Annotated in this window: 19 protein-coding genes; 12 read left to right on the forward strand and 7 right to left on the reverse strand. The window is 43.4% G+C overall.

Features of this window, described 5'->3' with window-relative positions:
• On the forward strand, nt 1-808 hold an 808-nt coding region (locus tag F6K52_RS10175; protein WP_293077003.1), incomplete at its 5' end, for a transposase.
• 29 nt (nt 809-837) lie between these two features.
• Here F6K52_RS10175 and crtB read toward each other — a convergent pair.
• The 4 genes from crtB to F6K52_RS10195 form a co-directional block, all read right to left on the reverse strand.
• A complete protein-coding gene (crtB, locus tag F6K52_RS10180; protein WP_293077041.1) occupies nt 838-1,767 on the reverse strand; it encodes a 15-cis-phytoene synthase CrtB in 930 nt (309 codons plus the stop codon).
• A gap of 42 nt (nt 1,768-1,809) precedes the next feature.
• Nucleotides 1,810-3,288, reverse strand: a complete 1,479-nt coding sequence (gene pds, locus F6K52_RS10185; protein WP_293077005.1) for a 15-cis-phytoene desaturase — start codon at nt 3,286-3,288, stop codon at nt 1,810-1,812.
• A 171-nt stretch (nt 3,289-3,459) separates the two neighbouring features.
• The gene (locus tag F6K52_RS10190) at nt 3,460-3,822 is read right to left on the reverse strand and encodes a DUF4870 domain-containing protein (RefSeq protein ID WP_293077007.1); all 363 of its coding nucleotides are present in this window, start codon (nt 3,820-3,822) and stop codon (nt 3,460-3,462) included.
• Nucleotides 3,823-4,099: 277 nt separating this feature from the next.
• The gene (locus tag F6K52_RS10195) at nt 4,100-4,243 is read right to left on the reverse strand and encodes a hypothetical protein (protein WP_293077009.1); all 144 of its coding nucleotides are present in this window, start codon (nt 4,241-4,243) and stop codon (nt 4,100-4,102) included.
• Between the two features lie 74 nt (nt 4,244-4,317).
• Between F6K52_RS10195 and prfC the strand changes: the two genes are divergently transcribed.
• The 3 genes from prfC to F6K52_RS10210 all read left to right on the forward strand — a co-directional run bounded on the left by prfC (nt 4,318) and on the right by F6K52_RS10210 (nt 9,220).
• Entirely contained in the window at nt 4,318-5,946 is a 1,629-nt protein-coding gene (prfC, locus tag F6K52_RS10200) for a peptide chain release factor 3 (RefSeq protein ID WP_293077011.1), read from the forward strand.
• Nucleotides 5,947-7,020: 1,074 nt separating this feature from the next.
• Nucleotides 7,021-7,644 (forward strand): hypothetical protein, encoded by a 624-nt coding sequence (locus tag F6K52_RS10205; protein WP_293077013.1) that lies wholly within the window; start codon nt 7,021-7,023, stop codon nt 7,642-7,644.
• A 526-nt stretch (nt 7,645-8,170) separates the two neighbouring features.
• Nucleotides 8,171-9,220 carry a glycosyltransferase family 2 protein gene (locus tag F6K52_RS10210; RefSeq protein WP_293077015.1) on the forward strand — a complete coding sequence of 350 codons (1,050 nt, stop codon included), beginning with the start codon at nt 8,171-8,173 and terminating at the stop codon, nt 9,218-9,220.
• 111 nt (nt 9,221-9,331) lie between these two features.
• On the opposite strand, the gene F6K52_RS10215 is transcribed toward F6K52_RS10210, so the two are convergent.
• Nucleotides 9,332-9,544 carry a hypothetical protein gene (locus F6K52_RS10215; RefSeq protein ID WP_293077018.1) on the reverse strand — a complete coding sequence of 71 codons (213 nt, stop codon included), beginning with the start codon at nt 9,542-9,544 and terminating at the stop codon, nt 9,332-9,334.
• A 250-nt stretch (nt 9,545-9,794) separates the two neighbouring features.
• On the opposite strand from F6K52_RS10215, the gene F6K52_RS10220 reads away from it, so the two are divergent.
• The 6 genes from F6K52_RS10220 to F6K52_RS10245 all read left to right on the forward strand — a co-directional run bounded on the left by F6K52_RS10220 (nt 9,795) and on the right by F6K52_RS10245 (nt 16,472).
• Nucleotides 9,795-11,387 (forward strand): hypothetical protein, encoded by a 1,593-nt coding sequence (locus F6K52_RS10220; RefSeq protein ID WP_293077020.1) that lies wholly within the window; start codon nt 9,795-9,797, stop codon nt 11,385-11,387.
• Between the two features lie 249 nt (nt 11,388-11,636).
• Nucleotides 11,637-11,774, forward strand: a complete 138-nt coding sequence (locus tag F6K52_RS10225) for a hypothetical protein (RefSeq protein ID WP_293077022.1) — start codon at nt 11,637-11,639, stop codon at nt 11,772-11,774.
• 93 nt (nt 11,775-11,867) lie between these two features.
• Nucleotides 11,868-12,398, forward strand: coding sequence for an IS607 family transposase (locus tag F6K52_RS10230; RefSeq protein WP_293077043.1), 531 nt, complete (start codon nt 11,868-11,870; stop codon nt 12,396-12,398).
• The gene (locus tag F6K52_RS10235; RefSeq protein WP_293077045.1) at nt 12,382-13,473 is read left to right on the forward strand and encodes a transposase; all 1,092 of its coding nucleotides are present in this window, start codon (nt 12,382-12,384) and stop codon (nt 13,471-13,473) included. Before F6K52_RS10230 ends, F6K52_RS10235 begins: the two co-directional genes overlap by 17 nt.
• A 282-nt stretch (nt 13,474-13,755) precedes the next feature.
• On the forward strand, nt 13,756-14,709 hold the full coding sequence (locus tag F6K52_RS10240) for a lysylphosphatidylglycerol synthase transmembrane domain-containing protein (protein ID WP_293077024.1): 954 nt from the start codon (nt 13,756-13,758) through the stop codon (nt 14,707-14,709).
• A gap of 203 nt (nt 14,710-14,912) precedes the next feature.
• A complete protein-coding gene (locus F6K52_RS10245; protein WP_293077026.1) occupies nt 14,913-16,472 on the forward strand; it encodes an ATP-binding protein in 1,560 nt (519 codons plus the stop codon).
• 30 nt (nt 16,473-16,502) lie between these two features.
• Here the strand turns inward: F6K52_RS10245 and ilvN are convergent, their stop codons facing one another.
• On the reverse strand, nt 16,503-17,021 hold the full coding sequence (gene ilvN, locus F6K52_RS10250; protein WP_293077028.1) for an acetolactate synthase small subunit: 519 nt from the start codon (nt 17,019-17,021) through the stop codon (nt 16,503-16,505).
• A gap of 623 nt (nt 17,022-17,644) precedes the next feature.
• On the opposite strand from ilvN, the gene F6K52_RS10255 reads away from it, so the two are divergent.
• Nucleotides 17,645-17,986 carry a BON domain-containing protein gene (locus F6K52_RS10255; protein ID WP_293077030.1) on the forward strand — a complete coding sequence of 114 codons (342 nt, stop codon included), beginning with the start codon at nt 17,645-17,647 and terminating at the stop codon, nt 17,984-17,986.
• A gap of 18 nt (nt 17,987-18,004) precedes the next feature.
• On the opposite strand, the gene F6K52_RS10260 is transcribed toward F6K52_RS10255, so the two are convergent.
• Nucleotides 18,005-18,916 carry an alpha/beta fold hydrolase gene (locus tag F6K52_RS10260; RefSeq protein WP_293077032.1) on the reverse strand — a complete coding sequence of 304 codons (912 nt, stop codon included), beginning with the start codon at nt 18,914-18,916 and terminating at the stop codon, nt 18,005-18,007.
• A 216-nt stretch (nt 18,917-19,132) separates the two neighbouring features.
• Between F6K52_RS10260 and infC the strand changes: the two genes are divergently transcribed.
• Nucleotides 19,133-19,663, forward strand: coding sequence for a translation initiation factor IF-3 (gene infC / locus F6K52_RS10265; RefSeq protein WP_008188853.1), 531 nt, complete (start codon nt 19,133-19,135; stop codon nt 19,661-19,663).
• The last annotated feature ends 118 nt before the right edge of the window (nt 19,664-19,781 follow it).

Here is a 19,781-nt window from a genome sequence, read left to right on the forward strand (position 1 = left end):
GATTAATTGGGTTATTCACGACGGGAAAAACTTATTGTCCACCAATCCCAATATTGATTACTCCCAAGCCATAGGCATAGACCATGGTGGCGACAACTGGCTAACTTGTGTCTCAACCCGGGGCAAGAGCTTTATCATTGATGGGAAAAAGCTCAAAGCCATGAATCAAGGCTATTGTCGCCTGGTGGCTAAGCATAAATCTGGTAAATCAGAAAAATACTGGGATTCTAATTTAGACAGAATTCAGTTAAAGCGCAACAACCAGATGCGAGACGCAGTCAATAAAGCAGCAAGATTTATCATTAATCGCTGCCTGAATGATGAAATAGGAAATTTAGTTATCGGTTGGAACGAAGGACAAAAAAGCCATTCCAACATGGGAAAACAGGGGAATCAAAAGTTTGTAGTTATCCCCACTAAACGGTTGATTGAAAGACTCAAGCAACTAGCTTTTGAGTATGGCATCAACTTAATAATCACTGAAGAGTCTTACACCAGTAAAGCGTCTTTCTTAGATAGAGATTCCTTACCGAATCACGGTGCAAAACCCGTAGGTTGGAAGCCATCCGGTAAACGAGTTAGACGCGGTCTGTACAGGACTGTTTCCGGGAAGTTGATCAACGCCGACTGTAACGGTGCTGCCAACATTCTCAGAAAAGTAACCACACAGTCATTCGACCTGACTAAGGTGGCTAGAGGAGCATTGACACTCCCACATAGATACGATTTATTCAAATCCTTGTCTAGATCATATCGAAATAGGGGTGAAGCAGGACGGGAAAACCGCTCCTGCGTAACATCCTTATAGAATCCCCCGTGCTTCAGCCGGGGGAGATGTCAAAGAACTTGTGCCCTCAGCCAGGCTGTCGGTAAGGATAACATCTTACGGAGTTTGGGTACATAGGCTCTTTGGCTAAATACATCGTAATGGTTGTGTTCAATCACATTGAGAATTTTCTGATAGAGCATCAACGCAGACCAAACTGGCCAACGGGCGTCACTGCTTAGGGCTCTAATACCTCTTTCTGCTTTGGTATAGTAATCCCTTGCCCGTTGAATTTGGAAACGCATCAGTTCCTGCCAACGGTCATCAACCACACCTTTGAATAAATCATCCTCAGTGTAATTAAACCTTTGTAGATCTTCTAAGGGTATGTAAATACGACCTCGTCTAGCATCCTCTCCAATATCTCGGAGGATGTTAGTTAGCTGATTGGCAATTCCTAATGCGATCGCTTCTCCCACCGGATTATAGGAGTTTGTTTGCTGATCCCAGGGTGCTTTACTAGTGGAGTTGTCAACCCCCAGTACCGCACTAGACATTAACCCCACCGTACCCGCCACCCGATAACAGTAAAGATTCAGTTCATCAAAGGTTTCATAGCGACTACGGTAGAGATCCATCTGCTGACCGGCAATCATATCCCGAAAGGGTTGAATATCCATCGGGAAGCGTTCTAGGGTATCGACCAAAGCCACATCATAGTCATCGATGGGATGTCCCGCAAAAATAGATTCCAGATGTTCTTCCCACTGATCTAGGGTTTCAGGGGTGGTTAAAGCCGCCTGGGGACCATCGACAAGTTCATCAGTTCGTCTGCACCAGACGTATAGTGCCCAGATGGCTCGACGTTTTGCTTCTGGCATTAGTAGGGTGCCAAGATAAAACGTCTTAGAGTACTTCGCCGTAATCTGGCGGCATAATTCGTAGGATTTTGACCGGGAGGCCAGGTTTCTCATGGGCTGAGATTTGGGCAGTTGGAGCATTCTTAGCAACGTTGGAGATTGGAAGCTTTCAACTTTCATCCTTCAGCCCTCATTACTCGCCCTTGGCATGGGTGAAGAGACTAACGGGGTGTCAATCTCTGTTTTCTGATTGCCGGCTAGTGGTTGAGCGCTGGTTTGTGAAAGCCTAGTGCTGTTGTTATTTATTGCCTGCGATGTCAGCTTACCAGAAAGTACGGCTCCTTCCATACTTGCTAGGTAACGTTGCATAGTGTAATCCCCGCTTAGGAAGAAATTGGCAATGGGTGTTTCTTGGGACGGACGGTGGTTCTGGCGTCCTGGGGTTGCTTTATATACCGAACGGGGAGTCTTAACCACGTGGTATTTTAGCAGTTGAGCTGAGTTATCAGTACCAAAATGGTTGGGGAACAGTTTCTCCAGTTCGGCTAGGGTGGCATTCACAATTTCGAGATCGGATTTGCCAATCCAATTTTTAGCAGGTGCTAAGACCAATTCCAACATTGAGCGGTCGGGATTGGCGTACTCCTTGCAGGTATTGCTCATGTCAGCATAGACACTAAGCAGGGGTGAGCGAGAAAATAACAGATGGTCAATATCCGTCAGTTTGCGGTCAAACCACATTTGCAGGTTAATTACCGGTACCCCCTCTAGCCCATCCAGCTGTTTGAAAAATTCCATTTCACCCCAAGGTTTGGGGATCATCAGCTTCAAAGGGTCTACCGGCATAGCTGATACATAAGCATCCGCTGTGAGAACTTGATCGGGCGCTCCATTCAATCCCCGGATCAAGAACCCACTGACACTGTTGTCTGAATTGAGTAAAAATTCTTTAACTGGGGCATTCAAACGTACTTCTCCACCCCCCTGTGTGATATAATCAACAATAGGTTGGCAAAGCCGCTCGGTGGGAGAACCATCTAAGAATGCCATCTTGGAACCGTTCTTTTCCTGTAGGAAGCGGTTGAGAGCAGTTAGGATTACAGTGGACGAAATTTCATCAGGCCCAATAAAGTTTAGTGCCTTAGACATGGCGATGAAGACTTCCTTCTCTACTCGCGGTGGTACGTTCTGTTTTTTCAGCCATTCTGAGAAGGAGTATTTGTCCATTTGTTCGACATACTTTTGCCCTTGAAGCATTGCCGGAATCAACCCTATCCCAAAGCGAATCTTCTCGGGCCAGGTCAGCATGTCGTTATTGCGCAGAATTGCCACAATCCCATTGACAGGAGCTGGTATATCCGGGAAGTCAAACCGGGAGTAAGTTCCGGGTTGATTTGGCTGATTAAAGATCATGGTGTGCTCTTTCCACTGCAACCGGTCTTCAATACCGAGTTCTTTAATTAGCTGCAGCATATTGGGATAGGCACCAAAAAATATATGAAGACCAGTTTCATACCAGTCTCCATCTTGATCTTTCCAGGCTGCCACTTTACCGCCTAAAACATTTCGTCGTTCTAGGACAATTGGGGTGTGACCAGCGTCTATTAGATATTTAGCACAGGAAAGCCCTGCTAGTCCGGCTCCAGCGATCGCAACTCGCATGTGATGGTAATACTGTAAATTTTTCGCTTAGGGGTATTATTCTCATTATACTTTGCATTTCGTTACATTTCACACTTCGATCCCAGGATTTTCTTCAGTTTTCCCAAACCCTACACCCGCTCACCCCACACCCAGTCACCCCTTCAGGTTACAGCAAACCCTAGCGCTAGTTTAAAGCACACGGAAAATAAATGGGTAGCGGTAGGATGCATTGGGATCCCCAAGAATCTTGAGAATTGCCATAATCGGCAGTACCAAACTTAAAATAAATAACAGAGGCAGGAAAAGCCAACCAATCAGGATAAAAGTCAAAGCCCCAAAAATTAGCTCATATAGCCAGACATTGAAGTGAAAATTAAGGGACTCTTTGGCATTATCTTTGACTACTTGATCATCGGAGATTAACAATATAGCCAGGGGAATTAACACGGATATAAATGAGACACTAATGAAAATTGATCCGTGACATAATGCTGATAACAGCTTGCGCTTGTCTGGGTCATAGTTGATGTTATTTTTTTGGTCATACACCATAGCTTAACTCCTTAATTTAGATAAAATATTGAATTTTTACTTACCAGTATTTTAGCGTTTATAACGCTATACTATAGGTCGTAAATTCCGTCAAAAATTAGGGATGATATCACGACATTGATGAGTTTAATTACTAGACTTATGGCAGAAGTAGGGAAAAGGAAATGGAAAAACAGGAATAGGGAAATTGGCTTGCTGGTTAGGTCTTTAAGAAAGAGGTGACTGTGTAGTGACCGGGTGGGTCGTGTGGGCCATAGAGAAATATACCTATTGGTAGTTAAAAATAATCATTATATTCGTTGTTTTCCGGTTGATATCCTAAGCTGAAGTCCCAGGTTTGACCATGAAGTAAAAAATATATCCCTCTCAGGTAGGAAGTAGGGAATAGGGCTAATAGCTGAAACAAACCTGTGTAGGTCATTACTATCAAAAACGCTATAATATATAGAGAGTTATGTAAGAATTAAGCGAAAGTCCCCTATCTAGTCTTTTTGGATGTCCACTGAACTTGAAGCAGAATTGCTCAACGCTGTTGAACACCGCCGTAACTTTGCGATTATTTCCCACCCGGACGCGGGTAAAACCACATTGACAGAAAAATTGTTACTCTATGGTGGAGCAATTCACGAAGCCGGAGCAGTGAAGGCACGGCGAGCTCAGCGCAAGGCAACCTCGGACTGGATGGAAATGGAGCAACAACGGGGAATTTCGATTACCTCCACGGTGTTGCAGTTTGCCTATCTCGATTGTCAGATTAATTTACTCGACACACCCGGACACCAAGATTTCAGTGAGGATACCTATCGCACTCTGGCAGCAGCTGATAATGCGGTGATGCTGATTGATGCGGCAAAGGGTCTAGAGCCCCAAACCCGCAAATTGTTTGAAGTGTGCAAAATGCGATCGCTTCCTATATTTACCTTTGTCAATAAGCTTGACCGTCCCGCACGAGAACCCCTAGAACTCCTCGATGAGATTGAACAAGAGCTGGGCTTACAAACCTATGGGGTAAACTGGCCGATTGGCATGGGCGATCGCTTTAAAGGAGTGTTTGACCGCCGCAGACAACAAATTCACTTGTTTGAACGCACCGCTCACGGGTCCCGGGAGGCGAAGAATACGGTAGTAGATTTGGGAGACCCCCAGATTGAACAGCTCCTAGAACAAGACTTATATTATCAACTAAAGGAAGAGTTAGAAATTCTCGATGGTGTTGGTCCAGAGCTGGATTTAGAGCTGATTCACTCCGGTCAAATGACCCCTGTGTTCTTTGGCAGTGCCATGACTAATTTTGGGGTGCAGCTGTTTCTAGATGCTTTTTTGGACTATGCGCTGAAACCAGAATCTCGCAAATCCACAGTGGGCGATATTCCTCCAACTTATCCAGACTTTAGTGGGTTTGTGTTCAAGCTGCAAGCGAATATGGACCCCAAGCATCGGGATAGGGTGGCCTTTGTGCGGGTGTGTACCGGTAAGTTTGAAAAGGATATGACTGTCAGCCATGCTCGTACTGGTAAAACTGTCCGTTTGTCAAGACCCCAAAAGCTGTTTGCTCAAGACCGAGAATCAATTGATGTTGCCTATGCCGGGGATGTGATTGGTTTGAATAATCCTGGGGTGTTTGCCATTGGAGATACGATTTACAACGGTAAGAAGTTGGAGTATGAAGGGATTCCTTGTTTTTCCCCAGAGTTGTTTGCTTATTTGAAGAATCCTAACCCGTCTAAGTTCAAGCAGTTCCAGAAAGGAGTCAAGGAATTGCGGGAAGAAGGGGCTGTGCAAATTATGTACTCCGTTGATGAGTCGAAGCGGGACCCAATTCTGGCAGCAGTGGGACAGTTGCAATTTGAAGTAGTCCAGTTTCGCCTCAGAAATGAGTATGGCGTAGAGACTAGGTTGGATATGTTGCCCTATAGTGTGGCTCGTTGGGTAGCCGGTGGCTGGGAAGCCTTGGAAAAAGCTGGGCGTTTGTTTAATACTGTGACAGTCAAAGATAATTGGGGACGTCCAGTGCTATTGTTTAAGAATCAGTGGAATTTACAGCAAGTCGCAGGAGACCATCCAGATTTGGATTTGAATTCTAGCGCCCCTGTGGTGTCTGGCTCTCAACCAAAGTCTACATAGCATGATTGTTTTGGGATCAGTGTGTTGGCATCAATTCATTGTGATCAAATATAGCGCGCTAGAGTAAAATCCGATAACTGGGAAGCTAATGATTAGTAATGCGATCGCTTTTAGCGGAAGCTTCGCTTCATCGCGTAGCGTGGCCGTAGGCCAATCGCTTAATTTTGATTGAGTCTAGCGCTATAGTAAAAGCCGATAAGTAGCAGGGTAAGCCCATCTTGTTGGGTAACCGGGGGTATTTCTCAATAAACCCGGTCTTGTTGTCCTTATTGAGAATATACTTTCTATATATAGTTTTCATGCAATTCAATAAACACTATATGTAGAAATAAAAAAATTAGATGCGTTTACCCTCCTCTATATGCCAAGCAGCCCTAACAGAAGTACAAAACTAAATCAAACCCACCCTTGAATATAGTGGTGACATTTTACTAGCTTTGTTGCCACCCCCTTAGGCTTGAAATTCTAAGCACCTACTAGGGTAAACGCATCTAAATTTGTATCATAATTTACAGTTAAAAAGTAAACAATAGTATCAAAAATCTAGAATCACCCTGTTAATTATCAATAAGCCTAAAACATTGCTCAATTATTAGCCGTGTTATCCTTGGTGGATTTGAGAGTACTCTAAATTCTGGTTGCGTACGCAAATCCGACTTTGAACAAAAAAACTTCTTTAGGATGGAATTTATTCGAGTTTAAAAAAAAATGAGTTAATGAAACTTTTGTCTGTTACTATTTATACAAAATTATATGTGTTTACCCTCAAACACCGATCGCAGAATTAATGACCTACTCGCAATCTCTGTAACCCTTACATTGTAAGGGTTTTAGTTTTTTTGGAATGTGTAATTAATTTTGTGTACCTGCTTAGCATAAAAACTCCAAATTCAGCAGATATGTAATTAAGAGCTGATTTATAAAGGAAATCTTAATAAGTCTGAAAGCCTTGCTATGATTGTCTTTTGGGTATTAAATAGTTCAAATGTTCTATTCTAGCGCAAGCCTTATCCTACAAAGATTACAGCGAGTTTACGAATCAGCTCTAAGGACTATAAATGGGTAGGTTGAATTATGAATGTATTAACGTGGCAGCGGTCTCTAAATGCTTATACAAACAAAAACAATCATAAACAAGAGTACCACAACCGGTTGAGCAAAGATGAAACTTTGACTGAGGCCGCAGCTTTAGGTATTGCAGGAACTACTGTAATACTAAATATAATGCAAAATTATCCAGAAGTGAAGAATCTAATAAAAAATTTGAAGGGTAATCATAAACTTCAAGCAAAAGTTGTCGCTACACTCCTGGAAGATCCTGAAATTGCTAAAGCAGTTGTAGATATAAGTAAGAATGATGACTTTAAAAAAGGTGTAAGTAATCTTGATAATAAGTTACGCAAAAAATTTAAAAAAATTGGTTTGTCTATTGCTAGGCGTTATACAAAGAAAACATTCTTGGATATTGTTTGGGAAAATAAGGATATGTTTAGTGTTGAACAAGATAATCTAACTTTAGAGAATGGTATTGCCGATTTCTTGGCTAAGGAAAATCATTTTATTGAAAATTTTACTGAAATAGGATCTAAACTCCTAGGTGAGACAATTGAATTAATAATAGAAGATGCTGGTGAAGTCACTTCTGAAGTTATGGATTCTCTTGTGGGTTTAATAGAGTGGATAGGAGAAATTATCTGAGGGGGTGACATGAGCCCTGAAAAACTTACTCTATAAGGCTTTGATGCCAATGCTCTCAGGGAAGATAAACTTCCAAATTGATCCTACGAATGATTTTCTGGAAGCTTAAGCCCTTATAAATACGTCTAAGGTCGCGTCCAAAACAGCATGTATCTTTTAGGTGCGACCCGTGGCGAATTTAATAATTATACTAAATCCGGTTGTCATACCCCCCTCATATCAGCAGTTTTGCGATCGCTTAGTGTCGCAGTAGGCCAATCGCTAAATTTAATTTAACTATAGCGCTACAATAAAAATAAAATCATTTTATCACAAATCTGTTAAAAAACAACTGCTTCTGCCCACACTTCCCTACTCCCTACTCCCTACTCCCTACCCCCTTGATTCCCTTGACTCCCAATTAAAAACTGTTATAATCCCCCAATAACCTACGATAATCGAGAAACCAAAACTCTTTTCCCTGCGTCTGCGATAATCAAAGGCACCAGAGTTTTTCCCATTCTTGAAGCAAAGCCCGTCACCATCGATGACGAAACTAATTATTCAAATCCCCTGCTACAACGAAGAAAATAGCCTAGGGATTACCCTTTCGGTGCTTCCCCGTCAACTGAGGGGTGTAGATACCGTTGAGTGGCTAATTATCAATGATGGCAGTACAGACCGCACCGTAGACGTAGCCCGCTCCTATGGCGTAGACCACATTGTCAATTTTAAACACAATCAGGGACTAGCCAAAGCTTTCATGGCAGGAATCGAAGCTTGCTTAAAAGCTGATGCGGACATTATTGTCAATACCGATGCGGATAATCAGTACTGCGCTGATGACATTCCCAAACTCATAGAACCTATTATATCAGGTCGAGCCGAAATAGTGATCGGGGCGCGACCGATTCAGAAGATTAAGCACTTCTCCCCCATTAAAAAGTGTCTACAAAAATTCGGTAGTTGGGTAGTCCGAATTGCTAGCAATACTAATATCATTGATGCTCCCAGTGGATTCCGAGCCTTTAGCCGAGAAGCCGCCTTAAAGCTAAATGTCTTTAATGAATACACCTACACCCTAGAAACTATCATTCAAGCTGGACAAAAAGGCATCGCTATTACCTCTGTCCCAATCCGTACCAATCGCTATTTACGTCCCTCCCGTTTAGTAAAGAGTATCAGTGCCTATGTTAAGCGATCGCTAATCACTATCCTGCGAATCTCCATGACCTACAATCCCCTGAGATTCTTTATCACCTTGGGGACAATTCCATTTACTTTAGGAACCTTACTGGGGATTCGTTGGTTAATCCTATACTTCGCTGGTACTCCCAAAGCTCACGTACCCAGCTTAGTTTTAGCTGCTATTCTGATTCTAATGGGCTTTCAACTGTGGATATTTGGCTTAGTGGCAGACCTAATGGCAGTCAATCGTCAACTTCTAGAAGACATCCAACTGCGACTACGCCGATTGGATGTTGACTCCAATCGCACTCCCCATTGGCCATCCACCGGAAATCATCAACAGCGGGAAAACCGTGATGAGGGGGGAGAAGGAGAAGAATTTGCCAATAGTTTCTTGAATCAAGAATAGTTCTATTCTGATAGTGGGACGCTCTTAAGACTACTTGCTATAGTGGGGAACTCTTAAGACTACTTTCGGCACTAAAGAATTAATCACTCTCGGACTCTCGGACTAACGCACTCAGCATTGACACTCCCCGCCCTGGAAGGACGGGGATTCTTGCTTCAACGGGGTGACTTGTTTAACCAGGCCGGAGCCAGGAAAAATAGAGGTCTCCTCTCCACAAGCGTATTTGGTCTTTGACCTAGGTTTCGGTGTGCCCCACCGTACCTTTTCAAAATCTATGTCTTGATGCAGTCGCTCATGGGGGAAACCCCCAAGACCGCGCTGCATCGCTTTAACTATATACTTTTTTATCTAAATTTTTCATAGACATTTAAGTCGTTAGACCCAATTACGCAATATGTAAGCTCTACATATTTTTTACGTTGCCTACTTATGTTTAGATAGTATCTAGCTGCTACAAAAGTCTATTGCTTATACTTTTAGAGTAGCACACAAGGTGCAAACTTTCAATACAAAGTCTAAAATAAAAGCCGTCCTAGAATGACGGGGCGCGATTACCCAAGACTTTTGGTAAATAATGACCAGAGACCTATTCGCCCGTCAAGCCCTAAACCAAATCCCTAAAATCCTTACCCTCCTAGACCGCAATCCCCACAGTCCGACCTACGGCTGCTTCGACCGTAATTTCTGGCACTATAAAATCATTGATTTCCCTAGTGGGATGGCACAGGAATTTGTCTGGCCTCTAGCACTAGCCTATCATACCGATTTCCCAGATAACCCGTTCTACCAGCAACCAGTAATTCTCGATTGGGTCGAAGCAGGAATACTTTTTGCTGCATCCAGTTCCCATCCCGATGGCTCCTGTGATGATTATTTCCCCTATGAGCGTGCTGCTGGAGCCGCCGCCTTTTCTTTATTGGCTAGCATCGAAAGTTACAAAGCCATGGGACTCCATAACCCCATTGCCTTACAATTCTTTGAAAAACGGGCAGATTGGCTAGCCCATCACATGGAAAGTGGACAGCTGAGCAACCACCAAGCCTTGATTGTCTTATGTTTAGACCTGCTATCGGAACTGTTGCATACCAATCAATGGGATAGAGCGCGATCGCAAAGGCTAGAGCAAGTATTATCCTGGCAAAGTCCCGAAGGCTGGTTTATAGAATACGAAGGCTGCGACCCAGGCTACCACACCTTAACGATTTCCTGTCTAGCCAGGATTTATCTATTGAGACTAGACCCACGCCTAAAAGAAGCTCTGATCAAAGCTGTCGAATTAGCCGCACAATTCATCCATCCCGATGGTTCTTATGGGGGAGAATACACTAGCCGTAACACTTACAACTTTTTTCCCCATGGCTTTGAATTAGTAGGACGCTGGTTTCCAGAAGCCCTAGAGATTAATGACCGCTTCTTGGTGGGATTAGCTAATGGTCTTGCTCCCTGTTATGCCGATGATCACATTATTGGTCACCATACCTGGAATTATCTCCTATCTTGGCGGGATTTTGTCAGCAACCGACCCAAAGCAACTCCCCGTCCCAGTGGTCGCGTATGGTTGAAAGACGCCAACATCCTAATTGACCGCCGTCGAGGTACAGAGCTTTATTTAGCTTTGAATAAAGGAGGCGTTTTTAAGATATTTCGAGACAATCAATTAATTGCTTCAGATACCCATTTTTCCCTACTCGTAAAAGAAAGAGGTAAATTCAAAAATGCCGTTGGCCATCTGATCGATGACTATCAAGTTAAAGTCAGTGAGGATGAAATTCTGATTGAGGGAAACTTGGGATGGGCTAAACAGAAGCAAATGAATCCAATGAATTTACTAATTCTGCGGGGAGTGATGTTAACGGTAGGACGCTTCTTTCCCAATTTAATTCGGAAATTATTACAGAAATTATTAATTACTGGTAAAAAAGACGCTCCCTTCTGCTTTCGCAGATATTTTTATTGGCAAGGTGAGCGATGGTTAGTAATTGATGAATTACAAGCTAAGTCTTGGAAATCGGTACAAAGTGTCGGAATTGGTGGAGACCAGACATCGATTTATGTGGTCATGAGTCGTACTTTTCAAGCAGGTCAATTACAACCCTGGGTTGACCTAAGTGATGAGGTGCAAACCTTGGATGATTATGAATGGTTGAAGTTCGAGCAGCGTTTTTAAAATTAGGTAACGTGGAAAATATTTTTGAGTGCCTCAGTGGTCAAATACTGTGTATTGAAGTTTTACAAAACTATAGCGCTATTTAATTTTCCCTAACTGCTGCATTACTTGCTCACAAAGCTATAGCGCTTTAATAAACCAAATTATTAAATTATGTAACATTTGCTTGAAAACACTAGCGCTATTTAAAAAAACTGTGTTAGATTTAAATCATGAAAAAACAATAGCGCTAGATTAAAAGGCAAAGACATGGCAGCACAAGAGATAACCACCATTGGCACCACTCAAGCAGCTTATCTTTTAGGTATTTGTGTCCAACGAGTTCGCCAACTTCTCAAAAGCGGCAGAATTAAGGGTTTTGTAACAGTTATTAAAAATATCCTTTAATCTACCAAAATATTGAATATTTTGGTAGATTAAAGGAATGGCACTCGTACCCGAGCTAAGGCGGTCGAACTTACGGGACTCTCAAGGAACACTCTGAGGAAGTATGCAGATAATGGCACAATCAAATGTGAGCGAACGCCAAGCGGAACAAGGTTTTTCGATACAGAAAGCTGGCTCAGTCAAGGTCGAAAACAGTCAAGACAGTCAGCTACCATCTGTTATTGCCGGGTCAGCAGCAGCAAACAATTTGACGACCTCGCCAGACTTGTCGCATATATGCACTCTCTGTTCCCCGAAGCGGAAATCATCTTTGACATCGGTTCAGGACTCAACTACAAAAGATTTGGTCTTAAAGCCATACTGGAGCGACTTATGCGCGGCGATCAACTCACACTTGTTGTTGCCTGTAGAGACCGACTCACCCGATTTGGGTTTGAACTTTTTGAGTACTTGGTCAGTCTCAACGGTGGAAAACTCTTGGTTCTCGACAACCCTGAAAGTTGTCGAGAAGCAGAACTCACAGCAGATCTTCTCTCCATCATTCACGTCTTCTCTTGTCGAGTACACAAACTTCGAAAATACGGAGCAAAAATCAAAGAAGATAAGAGTGTTCCTAAACTATGAACAGCGTGCAATTGTCCGCCACTGGTTTGGAGTGTCCCGTTATGTCTTCAATAAAACCGTCAAAATCCTAGAGAATGGCGAAATCAAGGCAAACTGGAAAGCCATTAAAACTGATATCTTAAATGACCTTCCTGACTGGTGCAAAGCAGTACCTTATCAAATCAAGTCTATAGCGATTAAGGATGCTTGCACCGCCGTTAGGTATGCCAAGAAAAAGTACAAAAAGACTAGACAAATTAATCGGGTTCGATTCCGTTCTAGGAAAAATCCTGTTCAGTCTTGCTACATTCCTAAATCGGCTGTTTCTGTCAAAGGAATTTACCACACAAAGTTAGGTGCATTGACCTTTGCTGAGACACTTCCTGACAACATTTGTGATTGTAGATTGACTAGCACCAACGGTAAATATTACCTAGTAGTCCCTTACAAAACAGCCCACATTAAAACCGAAAACCAAGGTAGGGTTGTAGCGTTAGACCCTGGTGTTAGAACTTTTTTGACATTTTTTAGCCAGACTTCCGTTGGCAAAATAGGACATGGTGACTTTTCTGGGATTCAGCGTCTATGTCAACACTTAGATAATCTGATTTCAAAGATCAGTAAGGCTAAGGGAAAACAAAAATACAGAATGAGAAAAGCCGCCAGAAGGATGGTGATCAGGATTCAGAGCTTAGTAAATGAACTACATCACAAGGCGGCTAGATTCCTGGTTGACAACTTTGATGTAATATTGCTCCCTACCTTTGAGACGTCTCAGATGTCCAAGAAGCGCAACCGAAAACTTAGATCTAAAACGGTTCGCAATATGCTTTCTTTTGCCCATTATCGGTTCAAAGAGTTTCTAAAACAAAAAGCATCTGAGACCGGAAAGATTGTTGTTGATGTCTGCGAAGCTTATACCAGCAAAACGGTTAGTTGGACGGGCGAGATAGTTAACATTGGCGGCAGCAAGACTATTAAATCGAAAATTGATGGTCAAGTAATGGATCGTGACATCAATGGCGCTCGCGGGATATTCCTGAGAGCTTTGGTAGATACACCCTGGCTGAAAAATCAGCTTGCATTGGCGGGCTAAAGTCTACTTTGGTAGATTTTGGTAGCTAAAAAGTATCGGCTACGGTGTGGCTAGAAGTTGACCCCACTGTTGAAATTCTCACTAAAGTTTTTGGTTAGCATCAGATGTTGTTCGCCTTGAGTGTTCCCCTAGGGAAGGTTGAACGCGCACGCGTGGCCTTTTGGCCAAGGTTGAAAGTTGCCTGTTGCCTGTTGCTAGCTTGCCTTTTGCCTTTTGCCTGTTGCCTTTTGCCTGTTGCCTTTTGCCTGTTGCCTTTTGCCTGTTGCCTTTTGCTGCTAATCCATGAAACGACTCATCTCCATTGCCATCAGCCTAGTCATCCTAGGGGTAATTTATACCAAAATTGACTTTCCCCAACTGATCGCTGTATTTAAAGAATGCGATCGCATGTGGATGGGGATTAGTCTGGGCATGGTGATTCCGATCACCCTGTTCACGGCTTGGCGACTGCAACAACTAATGCCGACAGGTTCCCAACTCCGATTTTGGGAAGCCAATCGCCTGATTTTAGCTGCCAGTACCCTGAATATGGTCTTGCCCTCCAAAATGGGAGATATTGCTAAAGCCTACTTTATGAAGCAGCGGGGTAATTTAGGTGGGAGCTTGTCGTTAGCCATCGTGATTTTTGAAAAAGCTTGTGACATGCTGTCTCTATTGCTATGGTGTGTCTTTGGTTTATTACTTTATCCTGGCAAAAGTGGCTTTTTTTGGTTGATGACCGCTGGGATAATTTTCGGCTTAATTCTAGGGCTATTCCTCCTCAGCTCCCGCCAATTTGCCCATTTATTTTTCTTAGTGACCAAAAAAATTGCCCCAAAAAAATTCCGCTCAAAGCTAGAAAAAATGCAAATGTCTTGGGGGGAAATGCACAGCTACTTCTGGCATGACCCCAAGCAGTTATTGAAAATTACCCTAACTTCAATTTTTATCTGGTTCTTACACTTATTGCAAATTTGGTTATTTATCCTCGCCCTCAACGCCTGGACACCCTTTTTAACGAATCTCGCTCTGTCTCCCCTAGCTATTCTAGTAGGATTGTTACCACTCACCTTTGCTGGTGTTGGCACCCGTGACGCTGCGCTAATTTTCTTCTACCAACCCTATTTCCCGGCTGCTACCGCTGCCGCCTTAGGGTTACTGTGTACTTCCCGCTACCTACTTCCAGCCATTGGTGGCTTACCTTTTCTAGGACAATATTTGACTGCAGTGCGCGACTTGGGAAAAAAACCTTCTTAATTTGACGTTTGTCAAGGGGAGATGTATGTTAAATTTATTTAAATTCCGAGCAGTTTAGTTAATAGTTTTGTAAAAAACTGCTCAGGGATGGCACAATTCCCCAACAGCAAATACTATAGTCTGTACCGGAAACCCATCCTTCAAGAGGCAGCTGCAATGCTCAATAGTCATGGTCGTGAGGGAAAAAGGTGAGGCAACAATCTATGTTAATAAGTCGCGGAACTTTACCCCCTAGCTCTGGCAAGGGGGTAAAACCTAATCCAACGGTTCACAAAAACTTCACCAAGTGGAAAACTAGTTGGCAACCTACCAATCAGACACTAGCTGAGCCAATAACTGACCGTAAAAGAGTGGAAGAATCTCTCTTAGCAGTCCAACAGAGATATCGATCTCTATTTGAAAACTCGACTGATGGTATATTTAAAATTACGCCTGATGGTTACTATATAGCCTGTAACCCATCACTCGCTAGACTATATGGCTATGAATCACCGACCCAATTTCTGAGTCATGTAACTGGTGTTGGGCAGTACCTTCACAAAGATCCCCAGCGACGCTACCAATTCCTTGACCTACTGCACTCAAAGGGTTTGGTAGAGGATTTTGAATCCCAGGTCTATCGCCAAGACGGCACCCTAATTTGGATTTGCGAAAGTGCTTGGGCAGTGCGTGATCCTACTGGTTACATTCTATACTACGAAGGTTTAGTACAAGATATTACTAAACAAAAATTAACTGAAGCAGCGTTACAAACAGCACAAGCCAAATTAGAAGCCCAAAGCCAAGAACTGGAGAATGTCTTAAAGAAGCTGGAACTCGCTCAAGAGCACTTAAAGCAAAGTGAAAAAATGTCCACCTTAGGACAGTTATGCGCGGGTGTTGTTCACGAAATCAACAATCCACTTAACTTTATCTGTGGAAATGTCACTCCAGCAAGGGACTATGGCGAGGATTTATTAAGACTGTTGGGATTATATGCCAAACACTATCCCCAGCCTGCAGCCGAAATTCAACAGTACGCTGATGCCATTGACCTAGATTTCCTGATCGAAGATTTTCCCAAAGCCCTATCATCTATGGGATTAGGTGCAGAACGCTTGCAACAGATTGTGCAGTCAGTGCGCCACTTTTCCAGACAGGATACCTATGAAAAGCAGCCCGTGAATATTCATGAAGGGATTGATAGTACCCTTACTATCCTCCATAACCGCTTAAAGCCCAAAGGAAAGAATCCCGGGATTACCGTGACCAAGGACTATGGAAAACTCCCTTTAGTGGAGTGCTATTCTGGTTCAATCAACCAAGTGTTGATGAACCTGCTGTGCAATGCCATTGATGCTCTCGAAGAGTCACAGGTTAACAGGTTATTTGTTCCAGTTTCCCCTCAGTCTTCTGACTATAGCCCGCAAGGTGTAAAGCAAAAGGCACCAGCCCCCCCTAAGATCACCATTCGGACAGAATTTATAGGCAGCGATGGTGATCAAGGGGACAGTTCTGGTGGACAGGTCGTGATCAGAATTATCGATAATGGTCCGGGAATGACAGAAGAGGTCAAACAGAAGATATTTGAACCATTCTTCACCACCAAATCCATCGACAAGGGAACTGGCTTAGGGCTAGATATCTGCAAGAAAATCGTTGTTGAACAGCATGGTGGTCAAATCCTATGTACCTCTAATCCGGGTAACGGAACAGAATTTGCGATCGCAATTCCTGTGGGTTCATATCATAAAGGCTTGCAGGAAAAAGATCCGAACCAATGACTAACCACCAATAACTTAACTAATGACTAATTAAACTGTTGCCTCCAAAGACTTGAGATATTCAGTATTGACTCCCGATTCTCGGGTTAGGGCGATTTTGCCAGTCCGGGCAATTTCACGGATACCAAACTTATTCAGCATTTGGGTCAGTGCTACCATTTTTCCAGGGTCTCCCACAACTTCTAGAGTTAGTGAATCCTCAGATGTATCTACGACATGGGCACGATACACCTCGGCTAATTCAAGAATCTCCGAGCGGGTGGAACTAGTAGTGTTAACCTTTAGCAGCATCAACTCCCTTTCGACACAGGGAATTGAGGTAATATCTTGTACTTTTAGGACATTAATTAGCTTATAGAGTTGCTTAGTCAGCTGCTCAATGCTGCTGTCATCTCCAGGTACTACCATAGTAATTCGAGATATACCAACCTGCTCAGTCGGTCCAACCGCAAGACTTTCGATATTGAAGCCTCTACGGGCAAATAAACCAGCAATGCGAGTTAGAACACCCGCTTCATCTTCAACTAAAACGGAAAGGGTATGTTTCATAGTTTGACTTGGGAGTTGACTTGGGAGTGGTGGGGGCCTGTGTTGCCTAAATTGCTATCAAAGTAATTGATTGGTAACTAAGACTGTTGACTCTTAAGTGTTGACTAGCCCCTTGTTTAAGGGGGGATAAGGGAGGAGTAAGGGTTAACTGTTAAGTTTCTTGAAGCTAAGCGTCAACGGTCAACGGTAAACCAACGTAAGTATATGCGCTACGCGCACGCTGCGCGAACAGCTATCAGCTATCAGCTAAAGCGCTACGCGCACGCGTGCGCGTTCAGCTAATGAGTCACAGGCTAGAAGCCTGTGCCACGCTACTTGATGTGATCCATGAGCATAGGGCAAGCTACACCTAACAGCTTTTGAATAAAATCGGTAAGCATTGGAATAATGCTGCAGTGAAGTCAAAGGACTTGTGGCCTGTGTCATAAAGCTGACTGCTGACTGCTGACTGCTGACTGCTTACAAACCAACTACCATTTTATCCAGGTTTTGAGTAACTAATAACTCTAGTAACAGTCTGCTGTATCTAAAGATATATTTTTTCTAAAACTAGGCAGCTAATTGGAAAATTCCTCGGTAAGATAAAAATCGTTAAAAACTGATTGGAGTGAAACCAAAGATTTATGGGTTTTTTAAAGCGGATTTTTGGATTTGGAAGCCCAGACGAAGCTGCCTTAGCTAGTACCCCTTCACCAGAGGCACCAGCAGGAAATGACATTCCCCCAGAGCGAGTGGGGTTAAACGGAGAATACGACCAAAGTGGCCTTGCCAAGCGAGTTGTTTGGGCCTTTGACCAAGACAACGATCTCGATGACGAGGAGAGGCTTTGGGTTGCTCAAACTGGCGGTAAAGTTGTTCTAAAAGGAGAAGTAGCTACCCAGGAGGTTCTAGATAAGATGGTTAGTGTTGCCTCCGGTGTGGATGGTTGCACGGATGTTGACACCGATCAAGTGAGCGTCGGCTAATACCAATTTTGGGTATAGTCAAACCTTAGCTCCTAGCCACTCTAACAGGATCCGATTCACCTGTTCCGGACATTCATCGTGGGGACAGTGACCAGCATGATCTAACTCCAATAGCTCTAAATTAGGATTGAGTTTAACAAACTTGCGAGCTAAGATGGGGGGAATCATCCGGTCTTCTAGTCCCCACATCAATAGCATAGGAATATCTAATGTAGGTAATAGGGATTTGACCGGTAGACTAAAGTTAGGAGCGGTCATCCCTCTCAAAAGTCTACTAAAGGTCGCCGCAGCTCCAGGATCGGTGGCAGGGACACTCAGAATTTCTACCAAATCATCTGTAACTGCCTCTGGATTAGCATAAGCTAACCCTGCCCACTTACGAACAACCGATGGACGTCTGACCAGATAAAATATGGTTTTGAGTAGCACTGGTGATGCCACTAGACTCTCAACAGTTGAGACTATCGGTCCAAGCCAACTAGGAATCGCTTCTTCTCGGGCTTGGAAATCTGGTAAATTAATCATCACCAGACCTTTAACCATCTCTGGATGGGTCGCTGCTGCTCCTAGACCAACTAGCGAACCAATGGAGTTACCTACTAACACTACCGGTTTTTGGATAAAAGTTTGCCAAAATTCATAAACCTGAGCTACCCAAAGGTCAATGCTATAGTCAACCGCAGCTTTCCGGGATGCCCCAAAACCCAGCAGATCTAAAGCATAAACGGTATGATGTTGACCGATTACGTCTAGGTTATTACGCCAATGCCCGACCGAAGCACCAAACCCATGAAGCAGAATAACTGGTGTTGTAGGCTGGACAGTTAGGGGTTGGGGTGGGCGAAAATAGGTATAACGGATCGGCCAACCACGCCAGACCCAATCCCTTTGACTACCAACTCGTTGCTGCCAATGCAAAGATTTGGTCACAACCTGCCTCAACTTCAAAAATATTTACACGCGCCACTTGAGTCCATTATGCCTTCCCTATCAGCCTATGGAGTAAGTTATAACTATTCCATAGGCCTTGGTTTCCTAAGTGATGTTAATAATTGAACAGAAACAAGAAAGGAATCAGTAAAATGGCAAGTGTATGTAGTAAGTCGATTTTTTGATTAATCCACTTAAGAAAATAAACAAACGCCTGTGAGTGATAATAGAAGACGCCAACGCGATCTACCCCAAATTAACGAAAGAATCAGGTTTCCCAAGATTAGAGCCATTGATACCGATGGGGCACAGCTGGGTATAATCACACCTCAAGATGCCCTGCGGATCGCTGAGGAAAAGGAGTTAGATCTTGTCCTGGTTAGTGACAAGGCAGATCCGCCAGTGTGTCGCATCATGGACTATGGCAAGTACAAATTTGAACAAGAGAAGAAAGCCCGTGAAGCAAAGAAGAAGCAGCACACGGCTGATGTCAAAGAAGTGAAGATGCGCTACAAAATAGAAGACCATGACTACAATGTGCGGGTCAATCAAGCGGAGCGCTTCCTCAAATCTGGCGATAAAGTCAAAGCTACCATTACCTTCCGAGGTCGGGAAATCCAACATAGTAATTTAGCCCAGGCACTACTCGAGCGCATGGCTAAGGATTTACAAGAATTGGCAGAAGTCCAGCAAGCACCTAAGCGGGAAGGTCGCAACATGATGATGTTACTCTCCCCTAAAAAATAGTGGTTATAGTGATTGGTCATCAGTCATTGGTCATTGGTCATTAGTCATTGGTCATTAGTCATTAGTCATTGGTCATTAGTCATTGGTAACCACATGCCCAGGTGCCTGGAATTGAAAT

The organism is Moorena sp. SIO3H5, from assembly GCF_010692395.1.
Classification (GTDB): Bacteria; Cyanobacteriota; Cyanobacteriia; order Cyanobacteriales; family Coleofasciculaceae; genus Moorena.